Source organism: Nocardioides marinquilinus (assembly GCF_039543705.1).
GTDB lineage: Bacteria > Actinomycetota > Actinomycetes > Propionibacteriales > Nocardioidaceae > Nocardioides > Nocardioides marinquilinus.
The window spans coordinates 392,413-417,954 of sequence record NZ_BAABKG010000003.1; the positions used below are offsets into that span (position 1 = coordinate 392,413).

23 protein-coding genes are annotated in these 25,542 nt (G+C 73.6%); 12 read left to right on the forward strand and 11 right to left on the reverse strand.

The annotated features are described in order from the left end of the window. Positions 1–27: 27 nt before the first annotated feature. Positions 28–837, forward strand: a complete 810-nt coding sequence (locus ABEA04_RS12945) for an Fpg/Nei family DNA glycosylase (RefSeq protein WP_345458972.1) — start codon at positions 28–30, stop codon at positions 835–837. A 56-nt stretch (positions 838–893) separates the two neighbouring features. Continuing rightward, positions 894–2,333 carry a right-handed parallel beta-helix repeat-containing protein gene (locus ABEA04_RS12950; RefSeq protein ID WP_345458974.1) on the forward strand — a complete coding sequence of 480 codons (1,440 nt, stop codon included), beginning with the start codon at positions 894–896 and terminating at the stop codon, positions 2,331–2,333. A gap of 90 nt (positions 2,334–2,423) precedes the next feature. Here ABEA04_RS12950 and ABEA04_RS12955 read toward each other — a convergent pair whose 3' ends face one another. Continuing rightward, positions 2,424–3,047, reverse strand: a complete 624-nt coding sequence (locus ABEA04_RS12955) for a trimeric intracellular cation channel family protein (RefSeq protein WP_345458976.1) — start codon at positions 3,045–3,047, stop codon at positions 2,424–2,426. Between the two features lie 116 nt (positions 3,048–3,163). On the opposite strand from ABEA04_RS12955, the gene sepH reads away from it, so the two are divergent. Both sepH and ABEA04_RS12965 read left to right on the forward strand, forming a co-directional pair. After that, positions 3,164–4,174 (forward strand): septation protein SepH, encoded by a 1,011-nt coding sequence (gene sepH, locus ABEA04_RS12960; RefSeq protein ID WP_345458978.1) that lies wholly within the window; start codon positions 3,164–3,166, stop codon positions 4,172–4,174. A gap of 50 nt (positions 4,175–4,224) precedes the next feature. After that, entirely contained in the window at positions 4,225–6,219 is a 1,995-nt protein-coding gene (locus ABEA04_RS12965) for an SDR family oxidoreductase (protein ID WP_345458980.1), read from the forward strand. Positions 6,220–6,229: 10 nt separating this feature from the next. On the opposite strand, the gene ABEA04_RS12970 is transcribed toward ABEA04_RS12965, so the two are convergent. Beyond that, positions 6,230–7,039 carry a sulfurtransferase gene (locus ABEA04_RS12970; RefSeq protein WP_345458982.1) on the reverse strand — a complete coding sequence of 270 codons (810 nt, stop codon included), beginning with the start codon at positions 7,037–7,039 and terminating at the stop codon, positions 6,230–6,232. 68 nt (positions 7,040–7,107) lie between these two features. Here ABEA04_RS12970 and ABEA04_RS12975 point away from each other — a divergent pair, with 68 nt between their 5' ends. The 3 genes from ABEA04_RS12975 to ABEA04_RS12985 are packed head-to-tail and all read left to right on the forward strand — an operon-like array spanning position 7,108 to position 9,898. Continuing rightward, complete coding sequence (locus ABEA04_RS12975) at positions 7,108–8,112, forward strand: metal ABC transporter substrate-binding protein (protein ID WP_345458983.1); 1,005 nt, start codon at positions 7,108–7,110, stop codon at positions 8,110–8,112. Continuing rightward, positions 8,109–8,888: a metal ABC transporter ATP-binding protein gene (locus tag ABEA04_RS12980; RefSeq protein WP_345458984.1), complete on the forward strand. Its 780-nt coding sequence runs from the start codon at positions 8,109–8,111 to the stop codon at positions 8,886–8,888. The genes ABEA04_RS12975 and ABEA04_RS12980 overlap by 4 nt, the downstream gene beginning before the upstream one ends. After that, positions 8,885–9,898, forward strand: a complete 1,014-nt coding sequence (locus ABEA04_RS12985; RefSeq protein WP_345458987.1) for a metal ABC transporter permease — start codon at positions 8,885–8,887, stop codon at positions 9,896–9,898. The genes ABEA04_RS12980 and ABEA04_RS12985 overlap by 4 nt, the downstream gene beginning before the upstream one ends. A 710-nt stretch (positions 9,899–10,608) precedes the next feature. Here ABEA04_RS12985 and ABEA04_RS12990 read toward each other — a convergent pair. The 3 genes from ABEA04_RS12990 to ABEA04_RS13000 all read right to left on the reverse strand — a co-directional run bounded on the left by ABEA04_RS12990 (position 10,609) and on the right by ABEA04_RS13000 (position 13,374). After that, positions 10,609–11,373 carry an isoprenyl transferase gene (locus tag ABEA04_RS12990; RefSeq protein WP_345458989.1) on the reverse strand — a complete coding sequence of 255 codons (765 nt, stop codon included), beginning with the start codon at positions 11,371–11,373 and terminating at the stop codon, positions 10,609–10,611. Between the two features lie 271 nt (positions 11,374–11,644). Further along, entirely contained in the window at positions 11,645–12,373 is a 729-nt protein-coding gene (gene recO, locus ABEA04_RS12995; RefSeq protein ID WP_345458992.1) for a DNA repair protein RecO, read from the reverse strand. A 68-nt stretch (positions 12,374–12,441) separates the two neighbouring features. After that, positions 12,442–13,374, reverse strand: a complete 933-nt coding sequence (locus ABEA04_RS13000) for a ferritin-like domain-containing protein (RefSeq protein WP_345458995.1) — start codon at positions 13,372–13,374, stop codon at positions 12,442–12,444. Between the two features lie 346 nt (positions 13,375–13,720). On the opposite strand from ABEA04_RS13000, the gene ABEA04_RS13005 reads away from it, so the two are divergent. Together ABEA04_RS13005 and ABEA04_RS13010 are read left to right on the forward strand one after the other, a co-directional pair. Beyond that, positions 13,721–14,953, forward strand: a complete 1,233-nt coding sequence (locus tag ABEA04_RS13005; RefSeq protein WP_345458996.1) for an Nramp family divalent metal transporter — start codon at positions 13,721–13,723, stop codon at positions 14,951–14,953. Positions 14,954–15,072: 119 nt separating this feature from the next. Beyond that, a complete protein-coding gene (locus tag ABEA04_RS13010) occupies positions 15,073–15,315 on the forward strand; it encodes a response regulator transcription factor (protein ID WP_345458998.1) in 243 nt (80 codons plus the stop codon). Between the two features lie 31 nt (positions 15,316–15,346). Here ABEA04_RS13010 and leuA read toward each other — a convergent pair whose 3' ends face one another. The 5 genes from leuA to ABEA04_RS13035 form a co-directional block, all read right to left on the reverse strand. Continuing rightward, positions 15,347–17,080 (reverse strand): 2-isopropylmalate synthase, encoded by a 1,734-nt coding sequence (gene leuA, locus ABEA04_RS13015; protein ID WP_345459001.1) that lies wholly within the window; start codon positions 17,078–17,080, stop codon positions 15,347–15,349. Positions 17,081–17,243: 163 nt separating this feature from the next. Next, entirely contained in the window at positions 17,244–17,732 is a 489-nt protein-coding gene (locus ABEA04_RS13020) for a hypothetical protein (RefSeq protein ID WP_345459003.1), read from the reverse strand. A gap of 68 nt (positions 17,733–17,800) precedes the next feature. Next, the gene (locus tag ABEA04_RS13025) at positions 17,801–18,289 is read right to left on the reverse strand and encodes a hypothetical protein (RefSeq protein ID WP_345459005.1); all 489 of its coding nucleotides are present in this window, start codon (positions 18,287–18,289) and stop codon (positions 17,801–17,803) included. Between the two features lie 192 nt (positions 18,290–18,481). Beyond that, positions 18,482–19,180 (reverse strand): LamB/YcsF family protein, encoded by a 699-nt coding sequence (locus ABEA04_RS13030; RefSeq protein WP_345459008.1) that lies wholly within the window; start codon positions 19,178–19,180, stop codon positions 18,482–18,484. Then, on the reverse strand, positions 19,177–20,064 hold the full coding sequence (locus ABEA04_RS13035; protein WP_345459010.1) for a GNAT family N-acetyltransferase: 888 nt from the start codon (positions 20,062–20,064) through the stop codon (positions 19,177–19,179). Before ABEA04_RS13035 ends, ABEA04_RS13030 begins: the two co-directional genes overlap by 4 nt. A 34-nt stretch (positions 20,065–20,098) precedes the next feature. Here ABEA04_RS13035 and ABEA04_RS13040 point away from each other — a divergent pair, with 34 nt between their 5' ends. From ABEA04_RS13040 to ABEA04_RS13050, 3 genes are all read left to right on the forward strand, one after another. Further along, on the forward strand, positions 20,099–22,270 hold the full coding sequence (locus ABEA04_RS13040) for a S9 family peptidase (RefSeq protein WP_345459012.1): 2,172 nt from the start codon (positions 20,099–20,101) through the stop codon (positions 22,268–22,270). A gap of 215 nt (positions 22,271–22,485) precedes the next feature. Beyond that, the gene (locus ABEA04_RS13045; protein ID WP_345459015.1) at positions 22,486–23,442 is read left to right on the forward strand and encodes a sigma-70 family RNA polymerase sigma factor; all 957 of its coding nucleotides are present in this window, start codon (positions 22,486–22,488) and stop codon (positions 23,440–23,442) included. 48 nt (positions 23,443–23,490) lie between these two features. After that, the gene (locus ABEA04_RS13050; protein WP_486348277.1) at positions 23,491–23,958 is read left to right on the forward strand and encodes a GNAT family N-acetyltransferase; all 468 of its coding nucleotides are present in this window, start codon (positions 23,491–23,493) and stop codon (positions 23,956–23,958) included. Between the two features lie 234 nt (positions 23,959–24,192). Here the strand turns inward: ABEA04_RS13050 and ABEA04_RS13055 are convergent, their stop codons facing one another. After that, the gene (locus ABEA04_RS13055; RefSeq protein WP_345459018.1) at positions 24,193–25,527 is read right to left on the reverse strand and encodes a VWA domain-containing protein; all 1,335 of its coding nucleotides are present in this window, start codon (positions 25,525–25,527) and stop codon (positions 24,193–24,195) included. Positions 25,528–25,542: the final 15 nt, after the last annotated feature.

Below are 25,542 nucleotides of genomic sequence, written 5' to 3' on the forward strand. Positions count from 1 at the left end.
CAAGCCGGGGCGGCCAGGATGACGGGCGTGCCCGAGCTGCCCGAGGTCGAGAGGGCGCGCGCCACGATCGAGCGGGCCGCGCTGCACCGCACGATCGCCGACGTCGACGACACCGACTCCTACGTCTGCCGCCCGCACACGCCCGGCCAGCTGAAGGACGCGCTGGTCGGCCGGCAGCTGAGCGAGGCGTGCCGGCGCGGCAAGGCGATGTGGTGCACGACGTCCCGGTCGGGGCCGCTGCTCGGCCTCCACCTCGGCATGGCCGGGCGGATCGTGGTGACCGAGCCCGACGGCTCGGTCGTCGAGGGCGGTGACCCCCGCGGCGGCGGCTACGGCCCGAGCCCCGACGGCAAGCCGGAGTGGTACCGCTTCACGCTGACCTTCGAGTCCGGCGCGACGATGCGGCTGTTCGACAAGCGGCGGCTCGGCCGGGTGCGGCTCGACCCCGACCTGGACGCGCTCGGGCCGGACGCCGAGATGGTGCGGGTCGCGGAGTTCCGCGACCGCGTCGGCCGCGGCACGGCCCCGGTCAAGGCGCGGCTGCTCGACCAGTCCGTCATCGCCGGCGTCGGCAACCTGCTCGCCGACGAGACGCTCTGGCAGGCCCGCATCGACCCGCGCCGCCGCGTCAGCGACCTCGACCACGACGACCTCACCCGGCTGCACCGCGCGCTCGGCACGGCCACCCGCGCCGCGATCCGCAAGGGCGGCGTCCACACCGGCGAGGTCATCCCCCACCGCCGCGCCGGCGCCGAGTGCCCCCGCTGCGGCGCCGAGATGCAGCGCGCCACCGTCGGCAGCCGCACCACCTGGTGGTGCCCGGAGGAGCAGGTCTGAGGGGCGCTTGCCCGGGTCGGGCCCGGCGCGGTCGCGCAGCGACTAGCGTCGCTGTCGTGCCGCATCGAACCCTCCGGTCGCTCGTCGCCCTGCTCGTGGTGGTCGCGACGCTCGGCGTCACCACGACCGTCGCGCGCGCCGCACCCGGGGCGCGCGGCTGCGACGTCGAGGTGACGCCCGCCGACGACGTCGTCCGCGCCGTCGACCGCGCCGGCCCAGGCGCCACGGTGTGCCTGCGTCAGGGCACCTACCGCCTCACCCGGCCGCTGCGCCCGCACCGCGGGCAGACGCTGGTCGGCCCGCGGGCGGTGCTCGACGGCTCCCGCGTGCTGCGCGGGTGGCGCCGCGAGGGGCGGGTCTGGGTGGTCGGCGGCCAGCACCAGGAGGGGCAGCGCACCGGCACCTGCCTGCGCGGGCGCGCCTGCACCTACCCCGACGACGTCCTGCGCGACGGCCGGCCGCTGCGCCGCGTGCTGAGCCGGGCGGACGTCGGGCCGGGCCGCTACTGGTTCGACTACCGGCGCGACCGCATCCTGCTCGGCGGCGACCCGCGCGGCCACGCGCTGAGCGTGCTCGTCTCGCGCGGCGGCATCGCCTCTCGCGCCGGCGCACGCGGGGCCGACGTCACGGTGCGCGGACTCACCGTGCAGCACATGGCCAGTCCCGCCCAGCACGGGGCGATCGAGGTGACGGCCCCGGGCTGGCTGGTCACCGGGACCGTCGTGCGCGACAACCACGGCGCCGGCATCACCGCCGGCGGCCGGGTGCGACTGCTCGACAACCGCGTCGTGCGCAACGGCCAGCTGGGCATCGGGGGCGTCGGGGTCGACACCGTGGTGGCCGGCAACACGATCGGTGACAACGGCGGTGGCGGCTTCGACCCCGCCTGGGAGGCCGGCGGCGCCAAGTGGGCCGTGACCGACCGCCTCGTCGTGCGCCGCAACCTGGTCGTCGGCAACCACGGCCCGGGCCTGTGGACCGACATCGACGCCCAGCACACCACCTACGCCCGCAACGTGGTGCGCGGCAACAGCGGACCGGGGATCTTCCACGAGATCAGCGCCGATGCCGTCATCCGCGACAACCTCGTGACCGGCAACGGCCACGGGTCGGCGACCTGGCTGTGGGGCTCGGGGGTGCTGGTGGCCGGCTCGCACGACGTCGACGTGGTGGGCAACCGGCTGGCGGGCAACGCAGCGGGCATCGGGCTGGTGCAGCAGGACCGTGGCGTCAGCGACGTCGACGGCACGCCCCGCCGCCTGCACGACGTGCGGGTGCGTGACAACGGCGTCCGCCTGGCCCGCTCGGAGACCGGCATGGTGCAGGACGACGGCGACCGCTCCGTCTTCGACGACGACACCATCACCTGGACCGGCAACACCTGGCTCCAGCGCGGCCCCACCCCCTTCCTGTGGGACGACGCGGCCCTCACCCTCGCCCAGTGGCGCGCCCTCGGCCACGACGTCCCAGCTAGCACCCCCCGCGATAGTCCCTGACGAAGTGGTCGCGACTTCCGCCCGCGATCTCACGACCATTTCGTCAGGGACTACCGCTCTGACGCTTGCGACAGCTAGCGAAGTGCTAGCTCAGACGCTGGGGGTGGCGGAGGCGGGGAGGGGGGCCTGCCAGCCGCGCCAGAGGGCGAGCAGGCGCCACACCAGGCAGGTGAGGGCGCCGGCGGTGGCGACGACGGCGATCGGGACGTCGGTGCGCTCGCCCGCGACCGCGACGGCGGCGCCGGCGAGGGCCGGGATCGCGTAGAGCTCGCCGCGGAAGACCACCGGCACGCGGCCGGCCAGCAGGTCGCGCACCATGCCGCCCCCGATGCCGGTGACCATGCCCATCAGCGCCGCCGGCACCGGCCCCAGTCCGTACTCGGCCGCCTTGAGCGACCCGGCCACGCAGAACAGCGCCAGCCCGAAGGCGTCGAAGACGGCGACGCGACGCTCCTGCCGTCCGAGCGCCGAGGGGTAGGCGAAGGTGATCAGGCCCGCCACGACGGGCACCACCAGGTAGCGCCAGTCCGCCAGCGCGGCCGGCGGCGTCGCGTCGATGAGGACGTCGCGCAGGAAGCCGCCGCCGAGGCCCGTCGTCCCGGCGAGCACCAGCACGCCGAAGACGTCGAGGCCCTTGCGCACCGCCACCAGCCCGCCGGAGATGGCGAAGACGAAGATGCCGGCGAGGTCGAGGATCACCAGGGTCGTACCCACGGCCGCAGCGTAGGGACCGGACCGGGCGCGCCGCCCGTCCGCGGGCCACCTGCTGACGTAGGGTCGGCGGGAAAGTCGACCGGGCACCACGAGGGCGGGACAGCGAGAAGCACGAGATGGCGGAGCAAGCGCGGGACGCGGTGACCTCGCACCTGAGTCTCGCCGGGGTGAGCGACGACCGCCGGCGCCTGCTGCTCGTCGACGACCGCGGCACGCAGTACACCCTCGACATCACCCCCGGCCTGCGCGCCGCCCTGCGCGGCGACGCCACCCGGCTCGGCCAGTTGGAGATCACCATGGACAGTGCCCTGCGGCCCCGCGACATCCAGGCCCGCATCCGCTCCGGCGAGAGCCCGGACGACGTGGCCCGCGCCGCGCAGACCACGGTCGAGGCGATCATGCCGTTCGTCGGTCCGGTGCTGGCCGAGCGGCAGCACATCGCCGACCGCGCCCAGCGCTCGACGCTGCGGCGTCCGGCCGGCGAGTCAGGCGGCTCGGGCGCGGCCGGCCGCACGCTCGGCGACGCCGTCTCGGCCCACCTGCGCGCCCTCGACGTCGACCCCGACACGGTCGAGTGGGACGCCTGGCGGCGTGAGGACGGCCGCTGGGTGCTGGCCGCCGACTTCACCGCACCCGGCCGCAGCGGCTCCGGCCGGTTCACCTTCGACCCGCCGGGCAACTACGTGGTGCTCGACGACGACGACGCCCGCTGGCTGGTCGGCGAGGCCGTCGCCTCCCCCGGGCCCTCGCGCGACGACCTGCGGTCGGTGCGCGAGCGGCGGCTGGCCGCCGTCCCGCCCGACGAGCTGCCGCTCGGCGACGACGCGATCGAGATGGTGAGCGCCGAGCCCGACGGTGCCGACGGTGCCGAGGAGGCCGACGGTCATGAGGAGGCCGTCGAGGCCTTCCTCGACGACTCCCCCGCCTCCGACGACGTCGCCCTGCGCGACGAGGCCGCCGACGCCGCGGCCGCGGAGCCGGAGCCGCAGCTCGACCTGCAGACCGCGTCGGAGGCCGACGCCGAGCCGCCCGCGCCCGAGCCGGAGGAGCCCCCGCGGCGCAAGAAGAAGGGCCGCTCGTCGGTGCCGAGCTGGGACGAGATCATGTTCGGCCCCGGCGACCGCTGATCCTCTCGCGACCGTGGTCGCGGGGGTGACCGCACGGATACCCTCCGGCCATGTCGTACTTCGTCACCGGCGCCACCGGCTTCATCGGCCGTCACCTCGTGCAGGAGCTCGTCGACCGGCGTGAGGGCGAGATCTTCGTGCTGTGCCGGGCGTCGTCCCTGCCCCGGCTCGAGGCGCTGCGGGCACGCTGGGGCTCCTCGCGGGTGACCCCGGTGATCGGCGACCTCGGCGAGCCCGGCCTCGGCGTCGACCCCGCCTGGGTGGCTGCGCACGCCGGCGAGATCGACCACGTCGTGCACCTCGCCGCGATCTACGACATGACCGCCGACGACGAGACCAACGAGGTGCTCAACGTCGGCGGCACCCGCGGTGCGGTCGAGCTCGCCGCGGCGCTGCGTGCCGGCTGCTTCCACCAGGTCTCCTCGGTGGCCGCGGCCGGCGAGCACCGCGGCACCTTCGACGAGACGATGTTCGACGTCGGCCAGAAGCTGCCCTCGCCCTACCACCGCACCAAGTTCGAGTCCGAGCGCATCGTGCGCGAGGAGGCGACGGCCGCCGGCGTCCCGTGGCGGGTCTACCGTCCCGCGATCGTGGTCGGGCACTCCGAGACCGGCGCGATGGACAAGGTCGACGGCCCCTACTACTTCTTCCCGGTGCTCAAGCTGCTGCGCGACCGGCTGCCGGCGTGGCTGCCGCTGGTCGGCGTCGACCTCGGTGAGACGAACGTCGTCCCGGTCGACTACGTCGCCTCGGCCATCGACCACCTCGCGCACCTGCCCGGCCGCGACGGCGAGACCTTCCACCTCGTCAACCCCGAGCCGCAGCCGACGGTCGAGACGATCAACCTGTTCTGCCGCGCCGCCGGTGCGCCGCAGCTCGCGACGCCGTCCGCGCCCCTGCCCGTGCCCGGCCCGCTGCGGCCCGGGCGGCTGCTGAACGCGCTGGTGCGCCAGCGCCCGGCGCAGGCCGTGCTCGACCAGACGCTCGGACGGCTCGGCATCCCGGCCGAGGTGCTCGCCCACACCTCCTTCAACGCCGTCTTCGACTCCCGCCGCACCGAGCAGGCGCTGGCCGGGTCGGGCATCGCCGTGCCCGACCTCGAGGGCTACGCCCGCACGCTGTGGGGCTACTGGGAGGAGAACCTCGACCCCGCCACCGGCCGCGACCCGCGCGTCCGGGCGGCGCTGGCGGGCAAGCACGTCGTCATCACCGGTGCCTCCTCGGGCATCGGCCAGGTCACGGCGCTCAAGGTGGCCCAGGCGGGCGGCGTCCCGGTGCTCGTGGCGCGCGGCAAGGACAAGCTCGAGGAGACCAAGGCCACCATCGAGCTGCGCGGCGGCACCGCGCACGTCTACCCGTGCGACCTCTCCGACCTCGACGCCATCGACACCCTCTGCGAGCAGATCGTCACCGAGCTGCCCGGCGTCGACTTCGTGGTCAACAACGCCGGCCGCTCGATCCGCCGGTCGCTGCGGCTGAGCCAGGACCGCTTCCACGACTTCGAGCGCACCATGCAGCTCAACTACTTCGGCGCCATCCGGCTGGTGATGGGCCTGATGCCCGCGATGCAGCGCCAGAAGTCGGGCCACGTCGTCAACATCTCCTCCATCGGCGTGCAGACCAACCCGCCGCGGTTCTCGGCCTACGTGGCCTCGAAGTCGGCCCTCGACGCGTGGAGCAACGTGGTGGCCTCCGAGGTGGTCGGCAACGGCATCACCTTCACCAACATCCACATGCCCCTGGTGCGGACGCCCATGATCGCGCCCACCAAGCTCTACGACCGGTTCCCGACCATCTCACCGGCGCAGGCCGCCGACACCGTGATCACCGCGATGGTCGACCGGCCCCATGAGATCAACACCCTGCTCGGCAACGTGGGCGCCGTCGCGCACACCCTGGCGCCCAAGCTGGCCTTCCGGGTGCTGAACCTGGCCTACCACGTCTTCCCCGACTCGGCGGCGGCCAAGGGCCAGACCGTCGAGGCCGGCACCCGCGAGAGCGAGCAGATCATGCTGGCGCGGGTGTTCAAGGGCGTGCACTGGTGACGGCGGTTCCTCATCCTGTCTCGACCGGACGCTCGGGGTCGGTGACCCACCCGCTCCAGCTGCCGGGGTAGAGCGCCGCGCCCTCGACGCCGGCCACCTCGAGCGCGAGCAGGTCGAGGCACGCGGTGACGCCGGAGCCGCAGTAGACGGCGACGTCGGCACCGGTCACCGCGCCCACCGAGGCGTAGAGCTCGCGCAGCGCGGCGGCGTCGCGCAGGCGGCCGTCGTCGGTGAGGTTGCGCGCGGTCGGCACGTTGACGGCGCCGGGCACGTGACCGGCCACCGGGTCGACCGGCTCGGTCTCGCCGCGGTAGCGCTCGGGGGCGCGGGCGTCGACGAGCACGCCGACGTCGAGGACGCCGTCCACCCCGACGACGGGGAGGACGCCGGGACCGGCGGTGAAGTCGCCGGGGCTGGGCTCGGCGGGGCCGGTCTCGACCTCGCCGCCGGCGGCGGTCCAGGCCGACCAGCCGCCGTCGAGGACGCGCACGTCGTGGTGCCCGTGGTGGCGCAGCAGCCACCAGGCGCGGGCGGCGGCGTGGCCCGACCAGTCGTCGAGGACCACGACCGGCCGGTCGTCACGCACGCCGGCCGCGCTCATGGCCGCCTCGAACGCCGCCCGGTCGGGCAGCGGGTGCCGGCCGCCGTCCCCCGGTGGCGCGGCGAGGTCGTGGTCGAGGTCGACGTAGGCGGCGCCGGGCACGTGACCGGCCTCGAACGCGGCGCGACCGGGCGGGCCGCCGAGGCGGTAGCGCACGTCGAGCACGGCGACGCGGTCGAGGGTCTCCCGCAGCTCGGCGGCGGTGATGAGGGGGTGCACGACGCCATCCTCGCGCACCCGCACAGCAGGAATTGACAACCATTCTCAACAACTTGAGAATCGTTCTCATGAGGTTCACCGCCGGCCTGGCCGCCGCCGTCCTGCTCGCCACCTCGGGCTGCGCCGCCTTCAGCGACGACACCGCGGACGGCGCCGACGACGGCGAGGTCACCGTGAGCGCCGCGTTCTACCCGCTGCAGTACGCCGCCCAGCGGGTCGCCGGCGACCACGCCTCCGTCGGCATCCTCACCCGCCCCGGCGGCGAGCCGCACGACCTCGAGCTCTCGATCGAGCAGACCGCCGACCTCTCCCAGGCCGACCTCGTCGTCTACGAGGAGGGCTTCCAGCCCTCGGTCGACGAGGCGGTCGAGCAGAACGCGACCGGCGAGACCGTCGAGGCGGCGTCCGTCGTCGGCCTGCAGCCTTTCGACGAGGAGCACGCCGAGGACGAGCACGCCGACGAGCACGAGGGCGAGCACGAAAGCGAGCACGAGGGCGAGGAGCACGCCGCGGAGGAGGTGCACTCCGAGGACGACGGCCACGACCACGAGGGCGGTCTCGACCCGCACTTCTGGCTCGACCCCCTCCGCATGGCCGACCTCGGCGACGCCGTCGCCGACCAGCTGAGCGACATCGACCCCGACCACGCCGACGACTACGCCGCCAACGCCGCGTCGCTGCGCGACGACCTCACCGCGCTCGACGAGAGCTACACCGAGACGCTCGGGTCGTGCGAGCGCGACACGATCGTGGTCTCGCACGACGCGTTCGGCTACCTCGACAAGTACGGCCTCGAGGTCGCCGGCGTCGCGGGCCTGTCCCCCGACGCCGAGCCCACCCCCGCCGGCCTCGCCGACCTGCAGCGGCTCATCGCGGACGAGGGCATCACCACCGTCTTCAGCGAGCGGTTGGCCAGCCCGGCGTTCACCGAGTCGCTGGCCTCCGACGCCGGCGTCGGCACCGCCGTCCTCGACCCGATCGAGGGCCTGACCGACGAGACCGCCGACGACGACTACCTTTCCCTCATGCAGCAGAACCTGGACGCCCTGGCCACCGCCAACGGGTGCCGGTGACGACCGCAGCCCCCACCACTCCCCCCGTCGAGCTCGTCGGGGGCGCCGTGGCCATCGGCGGCCGGCCGGTGCTGCGCGGCATCGACCTCGTCGTCGAGCCCGGCGCCTTCGTGGCGCTGCTCGGCCCCAACGGCTCGGGCAAGTCGACGCTGGTGCGCGCCCTCACCGGGCTGCGACCGCTGGCCAGCGGCACCCTGCGGCTGTTCGGGACGCCGTTCGCGCAGTTCCACGACTGGCGACGCATCGGGTTCGTGCCCCAGCGCAGCAGCGCCGAGTCGGGCGTGCCCGCCTCGGTGTGGGAGACGGTCGCGGCCGGCCGGCTCACCCGACGCCGGCTGCTGCGGCCGATGTCGTCCTCCGACAAGACCGCCATCGCCGACGCCCTCGAGCTCGTCGGTCTCGCCGACCGCGCCAAGGACGGCGTCGCGACCCTCTCGGGCGGCCAGCAGCAGCGGGTGCTGATCGCCCGGGCGCTGGCCGGCGACCCCGACCTGTTCTTCCTCGACGAGCCGACCGCCGGCGTCGACGCCCGCAACCAGCGGGCGCTCGCCGAGGCGCTCGGCCGGCTGCGCGACCGCGGCGCCACGATCGTGCTGGTGGCCCACGAGCTCGGCCCGCTCGCGCCGCTGGTCGAGCGGGCGGTGGTGATGCGCGAGGGGCGCATCGCCTACGACGGCCCCCCGCGGCACGACGACGGCCACTCCCCGCACGACGTCCACCACCACGAGACGCTGCGGCCGCGCCACGGACTGCCGCTCGAGGGGCGGTGGCCGTGAGCCCCGCCGAGCTGTTCAGCCTGCCCTTCATGCAGCGCGCGCTCCTCGCCGCGCTGTTCACCGGCCTCGCCGCGCCCGCCATCGGCACCTACCTCGTGCAGCGCCGGCTCGCGCTCATGGGCGACGGCATCGGCCACGTCGCCGTCACCGGCGTCGCCATCGGCCTGCTCACCGGCTGGTCGCCCACCTGGACGGCGGTCGTCGTCGCCGCGGTCGGCGCGGTCGCGATCGAGCTGATCCGAGAACGCGGCCACACCAACGGCGACGTGGCGCTGGCGCTGCTGTTCTACGGCGGGCTCGCGGGCGGCGTCCTGCTCACGGGCATCGGCGGGCAGTCGGCCGCCCGGCTGCAGCAGTACCTGTTCGGCTCGCTGCTGACGATCTCGATCAGCGACGTCATCGTCACGATGGTGCTCGCGACCGTGGTGGTGCTGATCGCGGTCGGGCTGGCGCCGCAGCTGTTCGCCGTCTCGCACGACCGCGAGTTCGCCCGCGTCGCCGGCCTCGACGTGCGGCTCTACAACATCCTCGTCGCGGTGCTCGCCGCCGTCAGCGTCACGGTGGCCATGCGCACCGTCGGGCTGCTGCTCGTCTCGGCGCTCATGGTGGTGCCCGTCGCCACCGCCCAGCAGCTGACCCGCTCGTTCCGGACGACGCTCGCGGCCGCCATGGTGATCGGCGTCCTGGCCTCCGTCGGCGGGCTCGTGATCTCGGCCTTCGCCTCCTACCGCGCCTCGGTCGCCCCCGGCCCCAGCATCGTGCTGCTCGCCCTCGCCGGCTTCGCCGTCACCTGGCCCATCGGCGTCTGGCTGCGCCACCGCAGCCGGCTGCGACAACCCTTCGCCGACGACCCCGTCGGCCACGAGGTCAGCGACGACCACGACGACCGCCACCCCCACCGCCACGGCGACGACTGCGGCCACCTCGCCGTCCCCCACGACGACCACGTCGACTACGTGCACGACGGCCACCGCCACGCCCCCCACGGCGAGCACTACGACGAGCACTGAGTTCGTCTGGTCGCTGCGGGCTGCGCGGTGCCGCCCCCTCGCGTCATCCTTCTTCGCTGCCGCGGTCTGGCCTGGCGAGGGGTCCGGCACCCCGCTCCGCTCCTTCGCTCCGTGCGCCCTTCGGGTGCCTTTCCGTTCGGTCGGGGCGCCTCACGGATGCTCACTTGCGCTACTGACTCACGGACCCTGAGCCTGTCGAAGGGCACCCCCACGATGGTCGAGGTGCGAGGCCGGCCACGGCCGAGCCTCGAGACCCCGCAGCGCCCACGCGACCGTCTCCTGGAGAGCCGGTGGTCGAGCAGGCCGAGCGTCTGCGCGAGGCCGTCGTCGAGACCACGCACGGACAACGCGGACGTTCCCGTGCAGGGCCCTTCGACAAGCTCAGGGTCCGTGCGGGGGCGTCGGCCTCGGTGGGCCGGCCTGACGATGGTCGAGGTGCGAGGCCGGCCACGGCCGAGCCTCGAGACCCCGCACCGTCCACGCGAACGTCCCCGTGGAGGGCCCTTCGACAAGCTCAGGGTCCGTGCGGGGGCGTCGGCCTCGGTGGGCCGGCCTGACGATGGTCGAGGTGCGAGGCCGGCCACGGCCGAGCCTCGAGACCCCGCACCGTCCACGCGAACGTCCCCGTGGAGGGCCCTTCGACAAGCTCAGGGTCCGTGTGCCCGCCCTGGCCTTCGAGAGCCGGTGCTCGAGCGGGCGGGGCTGAGGGCTCAGGCCTTGCCGTAGCGGCGGTCGCGCTCGGCGTAGATCTCGATGGCGCGCCACAGGGCGAGGCGGTCGACGTCCGGCCAGAGCACGTCGGTGAAGACCAGCTCGGCGTAGGCGGCCTGCCAGAGCATGAAGTTCGACAGCCGGTTCTCCCCCGACGTGCGCCACACCAGGTCGGCGTCGCCGACCTCGGGCACGTAGAGGTGCTTGGCGAACGTGCGTTCGTCGACGCGGTCGGGGTCGAGCCGCCCGGCGGCGACCTCGCGGGCGATCGATCGCGCGGTGTCGGCCAGCTCGGCGCGGCCGCCGTAATTGACGCACATCGTCAGCGTCAGGACGTCGTTGCCGCGGGTCAGCTGCTCGGCGACCTGCAGCTCCTTGATCACCGAGCGCCACAGCCGCGGCGCCCGCCCGGCCCACCGCACCCGCACGCCGAGCTCGTGCATCTCGTCGCGACGCCGACGGATGACGTCGCGGTTGAACCCCATGAGGAACCTGACCTCCTCCGGGGAGCGGGTCCAGTTCTCGGTGGAGAACGCGTAGGCCGAGACCGCCTTCACGCCGATCTCGATGGCCCCCTCGACAACGTCGAACAGCGCCGCCTCGCCGGCCTCGTGCCCGCGGGTGCGGGGCAGTCCCTGCTGCTTGGCCCACCGCCCGTTGCCGTCCATCACGATCGCCACGTGCTTGGGCACCAGCGACGCCGGGACGTCGGGCGGCCGCGCCCCCGACGGGTGGGGCGTGGGCCGGCGCGGCTGACGTCTCACGCGGCCAGCCTGCCACTGCCGGCGCCTCCGCCCCGACGTCGGCGGTCGGTGACGGGCGTGTCGTGGCGGCGTCCCGTCCCCGCTTGCGGGCCCTTCGACGAGCTCAGGGTCCGTGTGGCGGCACGTCACACCCGGCTCGACCCGCCGACCAGACGGCGCACGGAGCGCAGGGGTGGCGCGGGTGCCGGACACCTCGCCGGACCGAGCCGCGGCAGCCCTCCGAGGCTGGTGCGAGGTGGCGGCACCCGACGCCCCGGAGCGACCAGAAGGCCTAGCGCTCGACGTGCTCCCACGAGCGCAGCGACCGCTCGAGGTGCCAGGAGAGGAAGGCGGCGACCAGGCCGCTGGCCTCCTTGAGGTGGCGGGGGTCGGCGACGTCCACGAGCGCCCAGTCGCCCGCGAGCAGGCCGCCCAGGACGCCGATCGTCTCGGCCGACGGGGACGCCGAGCCGGGCAGTCGGCAGGTGGTGCAGAGCACGCCGCCCATGGAGGGGTTGAACCAGCGGTGCGGGCCCTCGCGGCCGCAGTGCGCGCAGTGCTCGAAGGACGGCGCGTAGCCGGCCACGGCGAGCGAGCGCAGCAGGTAGGAGTCGAGCACCTGGGCGGGCCGGTGCTCGCCGGCCGCGAGCGCGCGCAGTCCGCCGACCAGCAGCAGGAACTGCTGCAGCGAGGGCTGGCCCTCCTCGGTGGCGAGGCGCTCGGCGGTCTCGAGCATCGCGGTGCCGCAGGTGTAGCGCTCGTAGTCGGTGCCGAGCCCGGCGTGCACGAGCGAGCGGGTCTCGGCCTGCGTGACGACGTCGAAGGTGCGGCCCTCCGCGAGCTGCAGGTCGACGTGGGTGAAGGGCTCGAGCCGTGCCCCGAAGCGTGACGTCGTGCGCCGCACCCCCTTGGCGACCGCGCGGACCCGCCCGTGGTGGCGGGTCAGGAGGGTCACGATGCGGTCGGCCTCCCCCAGCTTCTGGGTGCGCAGCACGACGGCCTCGTCGCGATAGACGGGCACCACAGCATTGTGCCGCCCGGGTGGGGACCACCCGGGCGGCACGTCATGCGTGTCGTGCGTTCAGCGGCTCAGCCGTGGTCCTCCGACGTGCGGACGGCCCCGTTAACGCCGCGCGGGAAGAACCCGCCCTTGCTGACGCTGTTGGGGTTGAGGTAGACGACGTTGAGCACCTGGCCGGGGCGCCGCGAGAACGCGATGCCGTTCTTGTCGGTCGGCACGATGTTGGCCGGGCTCTTGCGCGACCCGATGCCCTGGTCGATGTTCTTGGGCCCGTCGAGCGAGTCGCGCGCCGCGGAGATCTTGCGGACGGCGGACATCAGGCCCTTGTCGTACAGCGCGCTGCGCACGATGCCGGCGTGGTAGGCCTCGACGGCGAGGATGCCGGCGGCGGCCTCGAGGAACGTCTTGTTCTGCACCAGCGGCGCAGCGCCCTTGTAGGCCGTGACGCCGACGTCCTCGAAGATGAACGCGGCGAGCAGGAAGTTGTTCTCGTTGGCGTAGGGGTCGAACCGCTGGTTCGGGCCGATCAGCCCAGCCGCGCGGGCGGCCGCGGTGAAGCTGCTGGTGATGTCGATCGCCGGGCGGGCGACGGCGGTGCCGCCGAGCGCGGTGCGCAGGAACTTCACGTGGGCGAGCTCGTCGTTGGCGATCTCGACGGCGTACTTGCGGATGGCGGGGGTGGAGAAGTTGACCTTGCGGCCACCCTTGACGCCACCGCGCTGCCCGCGGCCGCGGGTCAGCCTGTCGGGAAGGCTCCGGCCGAAGGCGGCCTGCTGGTAGAACTCCGCCTCCAGGTACTCCAGGTTCAGCGCGAAGTTGAGCACCGCGCCGTCGCTGGCGGACGCCGCCTGGGCGCTGCCGGCGGTCAGGCCGGTGAGGGCCGCCCCGGCGCCGACGACACCGAGGCCGCCGATGCTGGCCGACTTCATGAAGGCGCGGCGGTCGGCCTCGTTCTCCGCGCTCCGGTCGATGAATTCCTTGACGACGTTCTTGCCGAACATGCGATCTCCTCGTCGTTGCGGGCAGGCGCGCGTGACCGGCCGCGCGACGGTGCGTCGCGCGAGCCGGGTGGCGACGTCCGCCCCAATGCGGTGTCGGTCCTCGGAACCCTCCTGTGCGCCGGTTGACGGCACGCGACATCGGGTCGCGGAGGGAGCACCTGTAACTGACCAAAGCACCCCGACGACGCCGTGTCACCACCTGTGACCGAGGAACTTCCGGACCCACCCCCCGGGGTGGATTCGGGTACGAGACCATCCGATTCCGTCGTGGCGTCGAAGCACGGATGCCGCTTTCCGGGCACCGTCTGCGTGACGATCAGACGTCCGCCGAGTCGAGGAGCACGACGTGTACCAGCAGTCGCCGCCGGTCAAGGCGCGCGCCCGGGTACGGGGTCCGCTGCCCCTGCTCGGCCCCGCGTTCGTGACGGCGATCGCCTACGTCGACCCCGGCAACTTCGCCACCAACATCACCGCCGGCTCGACGTTCGGCTACCTGCTGGTGTGGGTGGTCATCGTCAGCAATCTGATGGCGATGCTTATCCAGTACCTCTCGGCCAAGGCCGGCATCGCCACCGGCAAGAGCCTCCCGGCGCTGTGCCGCGAGCACTTCCCGCGGCGGGTCACCCGCGGCCTGTGGCTGCAGGGCGAGCTGGTCGCCATCGCCACCGACATCGCCGAGGTGATCGGCGGCGCGATCGCGCTCAAGCTGCTCTTCGACATCCCGCTGCTGGCCGGCGGCCTGATCACCGCGGCGGTCGCCTTCTCGCTGCTGGTGCTGCAGAGCCGCGGGCACCGACCGTTCGAGGTGGCGATCACCGGGCTGCTGCTCGTCATCCTGGTCGGGTTCCTCTACGACGTCGCCCGCAGCGGTCTCGAGCCGCTCGCCATCCTCGACGGCACCGTGCCGCGGTTCGAGGGCAGCGAGAGCGTGCTGCTCGCCGCGGGCATGCTCGGTGCCACGGTCATGCCGCACGCGATCTACCTGCACGGCGCGCTGACGAGCCGGCGCTACGTGCGCACCACCGAGGACGAGCGACGCGCGCTGCTGCGCAGCCAGCGCACCGACGTGATCACCGCGATGACCATCGCGGGGCTGATGAACCTCTCGCTGCTGGTGGTGGCCGCCGGCGTGCTGCGCGGTGGCGAGCCGGTCGACACGATCGAGGGCGCGCACGCGGGGCTCGGCGACGCGCTCGGACCCGCCGCCGCGCTGCTGTTCGCGCTGGCGCTGCTGGCGTCGGGCTTCGCGTCGTCCAGCGTCGGCACCCTGTCGGGACAGATCGTGATGGAGGGCTTCCTGCGCACGCGGATCCCGCTCGTGCTGCGCCGCCTCGTCGCGCTCGCGCCGGCCGTGGTCGTCATCGCGATCGGGGTCGACCCCACGCGGGCGCTGGTGCTCTCACAGGTCGTGCTGAGCTTCGGCATCCCGTTCGCGCTGGTGCCGCTGATCCTGTTCACCCGGCGGCGCGACGTCATGGGCTCGCTGGTCAACCGCGCGGCGACCACCCGGGTCGCGTGGGCGGTCGCGGCGGTGATCATCGCGCTCAACCTCGCGCTGATCTGGCTGACCTTCGCCTGAGCGACCGGACGCCGTCCGCCCGGGTGGCGCACGCCACACACTGCTCGCGGTTCTCACCCATCCGGGCGACGGGTCCGGCACGAACTCCTCCCGGCCCCACGTGAGACCCAGGAGGACCCGTGACACTGTCGTCAGGCCCCACCCCCGACGCCGGCTCGTTGACCGCCCGTGAGAAGGAGGTGCTCGACCTCGTCGCCCGAGGGTTGAGCAACGCCGAGATCGTGCAGGAGACCGGGCTGAGCATCAACTCGGTCAAGTCCTTCATCCGCGGCGCCTACCGCAAGATCGGCGCCGAGAACCGCGGTGACGCCACCATGTGGGCGCGCGCCCACGGCTTCGGGGACGACGAGGCCGCCAGCTGAGCCGGCGGCCCCGCGCCCTGCCTGCGCCGGGTCAGCGGCGGGCGCGGTTGACCGTCCCGACGACCGCCCGCAGCGAGGCGGTGACGATGTTCGGGTCGAGCCCGACGCCCCACAGCACCTGGTCGCCCACGGCGCACTCGACGTAGGCCGCGGCGATGGCGTCGCCGCCGGCGCTGAGCGCGTGCTCGTGGTAGTCGAGCACGCGGACGTCGTAGTCCTGCGGCAGCGCGTTGATCGCGGTCACGAACGCCGCGATCGGGCCGTTGCCGACCCCCTCGAGGGTCATCGCCTCGCCGTCGACGATCACGTCGACGGTGAGCGCGTCCTTCTCGCCGGCCGCCGAGCTGGTGTGCACCGAGTCGAGCCGCAGCGGCGCCTCGCGGTCGAGGTACTCGCGACGGAACTCGCGCCAGATCTCGTCGGGCGTCACCTCGCCGCCCTCGGCGTCGGTGCGCTGCTGGATGACACGGCTGAACTCGATCTGCGCGCGGCGCGGCAGGTCGAGCTTGTGCTCGGTCTTGAGGATGTAGGCCACGCCGCCCTTGCCCGACTGGCTGTTGACCCGGATCACGGCCTCGTAGGAGCGGCCGACGTCCTTGGGGTCGATGGGCAGGTAGGGCACGGCCCACGGGTGCTGGTCGACGGGGACACCGGCCGCGGCGGCGTCCCGCTCGAGGGCCTCGAAGCCCTTCTTGATGGCGTCCTGGTGGCTGCCGGAGAAGGCGGTGTAGACGAGGTCGCCGCCGTAGGGGTGGCGCTCGGCGACGGGCAGCTGGTTGCAGTACTCGACCGTGCGGCGGACCTCGTCGATGTCGCTGAAGTCGATCTCGGGGTCGATGCCCTGCGTGAGCAGGTTGAGGCCCAGGGTGACCAGGCAGACGTTGCCGGTGCGCTCGCCGTTGCCGAACAGGCAGCCCTCGATGCGATCGGCGCCGGCCTGGTAGCCGAGCTCGGCCGCCGCGACCGCCGTCCCCCGGTCGTTGTGGGGGTGCAGCGAGAGGACGACGTCCTCGCGGTGGTTCAGGTGCCGGTGCATCCACTCGATGGAGTCGGCGTAGACGTTGGGCGTGGCCATCTCGACCGTGGCCGGCAGGTTGATGATGACCGGCTTGTCGGCGGTGGGCTCGAAGACGTCGAGCACCTCGTTGCACACGCGGACGGCGAACTCGAGCTCGGTGCCGGTGTAGGACTCGGGGCTGTACTCGTAGTAGACGGTCGTCTCGGGCACCGTCTCCTCGTACTTGCGGCACAGCCGCGCCCCCTGCACGGCGATGTCGCGGATGCCGTCCTCGTCGAGGCCGAAGACGACCCGGCGCTGCAGCGTCGAGGTGGAGTTGTAGAGGTGGACGATCGCCTGCTTGGCGCCCTTGATCGACTCGAAGGTGCGCTCGATGAGCTCTTCACGGGCCTGGGTGAGCACCTGGATGACGACGTCGTCGGGGATCAGGCCGTCCTCGACGAGCTCGCGCACGAAGTCGAAGTCGGTCTGGCTGGCCGCCGGGAAGCCGACCTCGATCTCCTTGTAGCCCATCTTCACGAGCAGCTCGAACATGCGGCGCTTGCGGGCCGGCGACATCGGGTCGATGAGGGCCTGGTTGCCGTCGCGCAGGTCGACCGCGCACCAGCGCGGCGCCTTCTCGATGGGCCGGTCGGGCCACGTGCGGTCGGTGAGGACGACGGGGCGGAACGGCTCGTAGCGGGCGAACGGCATCCCGCTCGGCTGCTGCGGGTTGGACTGGCTCGGCTGGCTGGACTGGCTGGTCATGAGGTCTCCTGCGATGGGTGCGGGCTGTGCCGGCGCACGATCAGCCCCGCAGCGAGGAGGCCGGCCCTAGATCGGGAGAACCTCGCTGCGGCAGCGAAGGAGGAGGCTGCGCGTCATGGTGACCTCAGACTAACCCGTCGGCGCCGGGGGCGGCGTCCGGGTCTCAGCCCTGGAGCAGGTGGTAGGCGGGCGGGGCGGCGTCTTTGCCCATACCGGTGATGGCTTGCATGTAGAGGCTCGGAGGCATGCCCTTGAGGCAGTTGCGGGGCACCGAGACGTCGATGTAGTTCGCGCCGGCGTCCCAGACGGCCTTGAAGACGCAGGACTGCGGCCGCTCACTTACCTGTGTGGCGTACGTCAATCGCTTCCTCAGCGTGCCATTCGGGGCCACCCGCACGTAGGCGATGTAGAAGACGTCGGAGTCGGGCGGGGCAATGACCAGCTGTGCCGATCCCCCGCGCACCAGCTCGGGGACGACGATGTGCGCCGCCGCCTTCTGCGGCATGTTGCGGTAGGTGACGCGCGCGATGTCCATGCGGGCCGGGGCGTCGCCGCGGGGGTCGGTCTTCTCGACCGCCTCCGCGCTGCTGGGGGCGATGCTGCCCACGAGGGCGACCAGCACGGCGCTGACGACGACCAGGATCTTCTTCATCCGCGCACCGTAGGCGCGACGTCCGACACTGCGCAGTGGAACGGCGACGTCCGTGCTGACGGTGGCGGTCAGCCCTGGGGCAGCCGGCGGGCCGGCGGGGCGTAGTCCTGCCGCAGCCCGGTGGCGGCCTGCAGGTACAGCGTGGAGCGCAGGCCCTTCAGGCAGCGGCGCGGCACGGAGATGTCGACGTGGTTCGCCCGGGCGTCCCACGCCGCGGTGAACCGGCACGACCGGCGCTGGACGTCCCCGCCGCTGCTGCGCACGAACCGCGTGCGCAGGGTGCCGTCGTCCGCAACCCGCACGAGGGCGACGTAGGCCCAGTCGCTGCCCGGGTTGGCCAGCACGAGGTGCGTCGTCCCGTCGCGCACGAGCCTGGGGACGACGACGCGCGCCGACGCCCGACCCGGCAGGTTGCGGTAGACGACCCGCGAGATGTCGAGGCGGGCCGACGCGTCGCCGCGGGCGTCGACCTTCTCGACCCCCTGTGCGCTGCTCGGCGCGACGCCGCCGGTCAGCGCGACGAGCACGGCGACCACGACCACGACGGCTCTGCTCATCCGGGCACCGTAGGCCGGGCCCTCCCGCCTCACGCCACCCCGAGGTGAGGGGCCGGCGTCCGGGCCGAGCTTCTCGGGTTCTCCTCCCGCTTCTCGGGCGTTGCACTGCCCGGGAACGTCAGGGATACCCGGTGAACCGGGTATCCCCGACGACCGGACCGAGCCACACCAGCCACGTGAGTCCCACCCGCCTCAGACGAACGGGGCGAGGGTCCAGCCGGCGTCGGTGAGGGTCGTGCGTACGGCGTGGGCGTGGCCGACGGCGCCGGGGGTGTCGCCGTGCAGGCAGAGCGAGGCGACCCGGCCGGCCAGGTCGAGGGCGTGGGCGGCGACGGCGTCGGCGTCGTCCAGGACGGCGCCGGCCGCGTCGCGCGGCAGCAGCCGGCCGTCGTCGCCGTAGCCGCGGTCGGGGAAGCCCTCCAGGACCACGCGCCGTCCGGCGTCGGAAGCCTGGGTGAGCAACGCCCCCGGCATCCCCAGCACCGGCAGCGATCCCGAGCCGGCGAGCACCGCGGCCGCCTGCTCCTCGTCGTCGATGACGCGGTGGTAGAGCGCGCCGTGGGGCTTGAGGTAGCGCACCGTCGTCCCGCCGGCGCGGGCGGCGTCGCCGAGCCGGCCGACCTGGTCGGCCACCTGCTCGCGCAGCACGTCGGACGCGACGTCGAGCGGACGCCGTCCGAAGCCCGGCCGGTCGTCGTAGGACACCTGGGCGCCGACCGCCACGCCCAGCTCGGCCGCGCGGGCGCAGACCTCGCGCATGATCGCCGGCGTGCCCGCGTGGTAGCCGCAGGCGACGTTGGCGCTGGTGACCACCGCGAGCAGCCCGGCGTCGTCGGTGACCTCCTCGCCGAGGTCGGCGTTGAGGTCGACCGAGCGGGCGGCGGAGGTCACGGCGTGCGGGCCACGAAGTTCTCGGTGACCTGGTAGCCCAGCCGGTCGTAGAGCCGGCGGGCGACGTCGTTGTAGCCGAAGACGTTGAGGCCGATCGCGTGCGCACCGTGGTCGAGGGCCCACCGCGCGCCCGCCCGCATGATCCCCGCGCCGTGGCCGCGGCCGCGGTGGGCCTCCTCGACCACGACGTCGTAGACGAAGACCATCGGGCGCTCGGTGCTGAGCCACAGCAGCCCGACGACCTCCTCGCCCGCGACCCCCTCGAAGATGTGGTGCCCGGCCGAGCGCAGGCCGTCGGGCAGCAGCTCGGCGTGCTGCTGCTCGGAGACCTCCCGGGCACGCTCGGCGCTCTCCCCCGACCGCTGCCGCGCCTCGGCGTACTCGGCGACCTGCCCCTGGATCCACTCGTTGTAGCGCTCCTGGCCCATCGGGCGCAGGACGACGACGTCCTCGGCCGGCGGCTCGACGTCGAGGTCGAGGCGCATCTGGGTCGCGAAGGTCTCGAAACCGCCGTCGGCGACGAGCGCCTCCGAGCCGGGGTCGCCGGGCGAGACGGTGACGGTGAGGCGGCTGCGCCGCTCGGCGCGCGCGAGGTCGAGCAGCGCGTCACGCAGCGCGGGGGCCAGCGCGACGTCGTCCAGCGCGACGTCGATGACCGCGAGGTCGTCGCCCTGCTGCACCACCCACGCCTCGCCGCGCCGGACGCCGTCCTCGCGCACCTCGAGGAGCCGCGAGCGGTCGCGCAGCCGCTCGACCTGCGCGGCGGCCGCGGCCCGCGCGGCGTCGCGGTCGCCGTGCTCGCCGAGGTAGCGGCGCACGGTCAGCCGCTCGACGAGCCCCTCCTCGGACGGCGACGGGCTGGGCGACAGCGAGAGGTCGGGCACGGGCCGACTCTGCCACGTGGCTAGGTTCGACGGCATGGCACAAACCGACCCCGTCGTCGCTCCGACCGCCGCCCGTCGTCCGGTCACCACCGAGCACCACGGGCGCACCCGCGTCGACGACTACGACTGGCTGCGCGCCAAGGACTCCCCCGAGGTCGTGGCCCACCTCGAGGCCGAGAACGCCTTCACCGAGCAGCGCACCGCCCACCTCGCCGACCTGCGCGAGCAGATCTTCGCCGAGATCAAGGCCCGCACCCGCGAGACCGACCTGTCGGTGCCCACCCGGGTGCGCGAGCACTGGTACTACGGCCGCTCGTTCGAGGGCCGCGAGTACGGCGCCTCGTGCCGCGTGCCGGTGTCCGGTCCCGACGACTGGACGCCGCCGCGTCCCGCCGCCGACGCCGCCCCCGACAAGCCCGCCCTGCCCGGCGAGCAGGTGCTGCTCGACCTCGACGAGCTCGCCACGGGCCACGACTTCTTCTCCCTCGGCGGCTCCAGCGTCAGCCCCAGCGAGCAGCTGCTGGCCTACGCCACCGACGTCGTCGGCGACGAGCGCTACACGATCCGCGTCAAGGACCTCGGCACCGGCGAGCTGCTGCCCGACGTCATCGAGGGCACCCTCGGCGGCGGCACCTGGGACCGCGCCGGCGAGCACCTCTACTACACGACCGTCGACGACGCCTGGCGCGCCGACAAGGTCTGGCGCCACCGCCTCGGCACCGCGCAGGACGACGACGAGCTGGTCTTCCACGAGACCGACGCCCGGTTCTCGGTGGGCGTGGGCCGCACCCGCACCGACCGCTTCCTCATGGTCGTCGCCGGCTCGAAGACCACCACCGAGATGCACGTGCTCGACGCCGACGACCCCGACGCCGGGTTCCGGTGCTGGGCGCCGCGCGAGGAGGGCCTGGAGTACTCGCTCGAGCACGCCGTCCTGGCCGGCGAGCACCGGTTCCTGGTGCACCACAACGGCACCGGCCCCGACTTCGAGCTCGCCGTCGCACCGATCGAGCCGACCCCGCGCGAGCAGTGGCGTCCGCTGCTGCCGCACGACGCCGCCGTCCGGCTCGAGGACGTCGACGCCTTCGCCGGGCACCTCGTCGTCCACCAGCGCAGCAACGGGCTGACCCAGCTGCGCATCCTCGAGCTCGACGACGCGGCCGAGGACGGCGTCGGCGACGACTACCTCGTCGAGTTCGACCACGAGATCTACACCGTCGGCTCCGGCGGCAACCCGCGCTTCGACCAGCCGACGGTGCGGCTGGGCTACGTGACGCTGGCGGTGCCGTCGTCGGTCTACGACTACGACGTGCGCACCCGCGAGCTCACCCTGCTCAAGCAGGCGCCGGTGCTCGGCGGCTACGACCCGGCCGACTACGAGGAGCACCGCCTCTGGGCCACCTCGGCCGACGGCGAGCAGGTGCCGATCTCGCTGGTGTGCCGCCGCGACGCCCGCGCCGACGGCGGCCCGGTGCCGCTGCACCTGTACGGCTACGGCGCCTACGAGGCCTCGATGGACCCCGGGTTCTCGGTCGCGCGTCTCTCGCTGCTCGACCGCGGCGCCGCCTTCGCCATCGCCCACGTGCGCGGCGGCGGCGAGATGGGTCGACGCTGGTACGACGAGGGCAAGATGCAGCACAAGCAGCACACCTTCGACGACTTCGCCGCCGCCGCCCGCCACCTCGTCGCCGAGGGCTGGACGACGCCCGACCGGCTCGTCGGCGAGGGCGCGAGCGCCGGCGGCCTGCTGATCGGCGCCGTGGCCAACCAGGCGCCCGACGCCTTCGCGGGCCTGGTGGCCGGCGTCCCGTTCGTCGACAACCTCACCACGATGCTCGACGCGAGCCTGCCGCTCACGGTCACCGAGTACGACGAGTGGGGCAACCCCGAGGGCGACGCCGAGGCCTACGACACCATCGCTGCCTACGCGCCCTACGACAACGTGAGCGAGCAGCGCTACCCGCGCATCCTCGCCGAGACCTCCTTCAACGACACCCGGGTGCTCTACGTCGAGCCGGCCAAGTGGGTGGCGCGGCTGCGCGAGCGGGCCGTCGAGCCCGACGTCCTGCTGCGGGTCGAGATGGCGGCCGGCCACGGCGGCGTCTCGGGTCGTTACCAGGCGTGGAAGGACCGTGCCTTCACCCTCGCGTGGATGCTCGACGTGATGGGCCTCACCCAGGTGGCGGGGTCGACGTCCCGAGCCTGAGAAGTCGCTGATATGTGGCCGCCACGGCAACTCTCGGGAACGCCCGGACGTCCTTGCTCCTGAAGGCGCTCGTCGCTGGTAACCAGGTGGTGCGACCACAGTCACCTGGGCGGTGGGGCCGCGCGACCTTCTGGGGTGATGTGGGAATCCACGGCTCCCGACGAACGTTTGATCCACGTGGCCGCAAGGTCGGTCACAGAGCGAAGGAGGTCCTCATGGCTACCAGGACCGCGTCCCAGGGTTCCCGAGAGATCGAGGGTCGCGACAGCGTCGGGCTCTACCTCGACGAGATCGCACGCAACCCCCTGCTCGACGCCGCGATGGAGGTCGAGCTGTCCAAGACGATCGAGGCCGGACTCATGGCCGAGGCACTGCTCAAGGAGGGCCGTGTCGGACGCCGCAAGGGCGGCGCCCCGATGCGTGCCAGCCAGGAAGAGCTCGAGTGGCTCGCCGAGGAGGGTCGCAAGGCGGTCGACACGTTCATCACCGCCAACCTGCGGCTCGTCGTCTCGATCGCGCGCAAGTACGGCCGCGCGCAGATGCCGATGCTCGACCTGATCCAGGAGGGCAACACCGGCCTCATCCGGGCGGTCGAGAAGTTCGACTACACCAAGGGCTACAAGTTCTCGACCTACGCCACCTGGTGGGTGCGCCAGGCGATCACACGTGGCATCGCCCAGCAGGCCCGCGTGGTGCGGCTGCCGGTGCACGTCGTCGAAGAGCTCAACCAGGTCGGCGGCGCCCGTCGCACCCTTGAGCGTCAGCTCGGCCGCGACCCCGAGCCGGCCGAGATCGCCACCGAGCTCGGCATGGACGTCGACCGCGTGCTCGACCTGCTGTCGTGGGGCCGTGAGCACGTCAGCCTCGACACCCCGGTCGACGAGGACGGCGACACCTCGTTGGGCGACCTGATGGCCCAGGAGACCGCGCCGTCCCCCGACCTGACGGTGCTCGACACCGAGTCCCGCGACCGGCTGAACAGCCTCGTCGGCCAGCTCGACGACCGCGCGGCCGACATCGTGCGCTCGCGCTACGGCCTGGTCGACGGACGCCAGCACAAGCTGGCCGACATCGGCGCCAAGCACGGCATCAGCGCCGAGCGGGTGCGCCAGCTCGAGCGCGAGGCGCTGCAGAAGCTGCGCCGCCTCGGCGACCCCGACCTGGCCGCCTGACCCGTTCCACCCCGCTGACCCGTCGCTCGTGAGCGACGGGTCAGCGTCATGATGGGGCCCGTGCGGGTGGTCGAGAGCGGGCTGGACGACGTCCGCGTCGTCGCGCTGCTCGAGGCGCACGTCGCCGAGCTGCGGGCCACCTCTCCCCCGGAGTCGACCCACGTGCTCGACCTCGACGGGCTGCGGGCCGCCGGCGTGCGGTTCTTCACCGCCCGCGACGGCGACGAGCCGGTCGGGTGCGCCGCGGTCGCCCCGCTGGAGCCCGGGCACGTCGAGCTCAAGTCGATGCGCACGGCGTCCGGCCACACCGGCCGCGGTGTCGGCGCGCTGCTGGTGACCCACGTGCTGGACGCCGTCCGCGCGGCCGGCGTCGCGCGGGTGAGCCTCGAGACCGGCAGCGACGACTTCTTCGCCCCCGCCCGCCGTCTCTACGCCCGCCACGGGTTCGTCGAGTGTCCGCCGTTCGGTCGCTACCGCCCCGACCCGAACAGCACCTTCATGACCCGAACCCTCTGACCTGGCCGGCTCCGACGTTGGTCGAGGTGCGAGGAGCCCTGGCGACGAGCCTCGAGACCCCCGCAGCCGCTTCGACGAACGCAGGTCCCGCGGACCCCCGCGTCGACCCGTGCGAGGTCTCGAGGTTCGGCCGTGGCCGGCCTCGCACCTCGACCACCGTCATCCCACGACGACGTCCGCGGGCGCCCCGAGAACGCTGGAGCGGTCTCGGACCTCGACCGTCGACAGGGGCGACTACTGGCCGGACGGGGTGGGGTCGGACGTGGGGCCGGGGTCGGGGACGACGCCGTCGTCACCGGTGAGGGCGGCGACCTCCTCGGCGGTGAGCCGGACGACGAGGTCGTCGAGGGCGAGTTCCTCGTAGTCGGCCGAGTCGATGTCGCTGCTCTTGCCCGTCGCCGCACCGCCGGCGCCGTAGGAGAGGAAGACGAACCGCGCGCCGGTGGCCTGGGCCAGCTGCCGGAAGACGGCCTCGGCGGCGTCGTCGCTCTCCGAGGAGGCGACCGGGAAGATCTTGATGCCGCGCGCCACGGCGTCGCGGACGGCGTCGGGGTAGGTCACCTGCAGGTCGCGGCGGGTCTGCGGCGGGGCGTCGGCGACGAGGAAGACCAGCTGCACCGCCTCGCCGGGCCCGCGCCACGACGGCTCGCCGAGCGCCTCGGCGAGTCCCTCCTCGAGCGCCTCGGGGTAGTCGCCGCCGCCGCCGGCCTCCACGTCGGCCAGGGCCGCGCGGAAGGCGTCGACGTCACCGGTGAAGTCGTAGGTGGAGGTGACGAACGCGTCGCCGCGGTCGCGGTAGAGCGTCATGGCGAAGCGGACGTCGGGCGCCCCCTCGAGCGCCGCCACCCGCTCGGCCACCGAGTCGATCGAGGTCTTGAGCTGGTCGATCTCGTCGCCCATCGATCCGGTGGCGTCGAGCAGGAACAGGACGTCGAGCGGCACCGACCCCTCGACGCCGCCGGCGCGCTCCACGCCGAGCTCGGCCGAGCCGCCGGCGTCCACCTCGGCGGACGCCTCGCCGGCCCGCACGGTGAACCGTCCCTCGGGCGCGGCGCCGAAGACGGCCGGCAGGAAGCGGGCGGTGCCGTCGGCCGTCGTCCGCAGGGTCGCGACCTCCTCGCCGCCGTCGAGCACGGTGACCGGCTCGCCGGCGGCGGGCCGCCCGTCGGAGCCGGTGACGGTCACCAGCACCCGGCCGCGGGGGTCGAAGGGCCGCAGCCGCAGCCCGAGGTCGTCGATGCGGGCAACGTAGCGCAGGTAGGCCTCGTAGTCGGCGTTGTCGTCGACGCTGCCGGCGGCCAGCCCGCCGGTGCGCCGGTCGCGGCCGGCGTCGGTCGTCGTGGGCGCCGGCGCGGCCAACGGCGCCTCGCCGTCGCCGGCCGACAGGGCGTCGCCCCCGCTGTCGCCGCCGTCCCAGTCGGGCTCGCCGCCGATCCAGCCACCCTCGGACGAGGTGACCTCCGGCCCGGGGTCGTCGGACTCCGGCTCGCCGGGGGCGCCGCACCCGGTGAGCAGCAGGCCGCCGAGGGCCAGGACGCAGACGGTGGAGCTCAGGGACCGGGTTCGCATGGCCCTACGACGGCG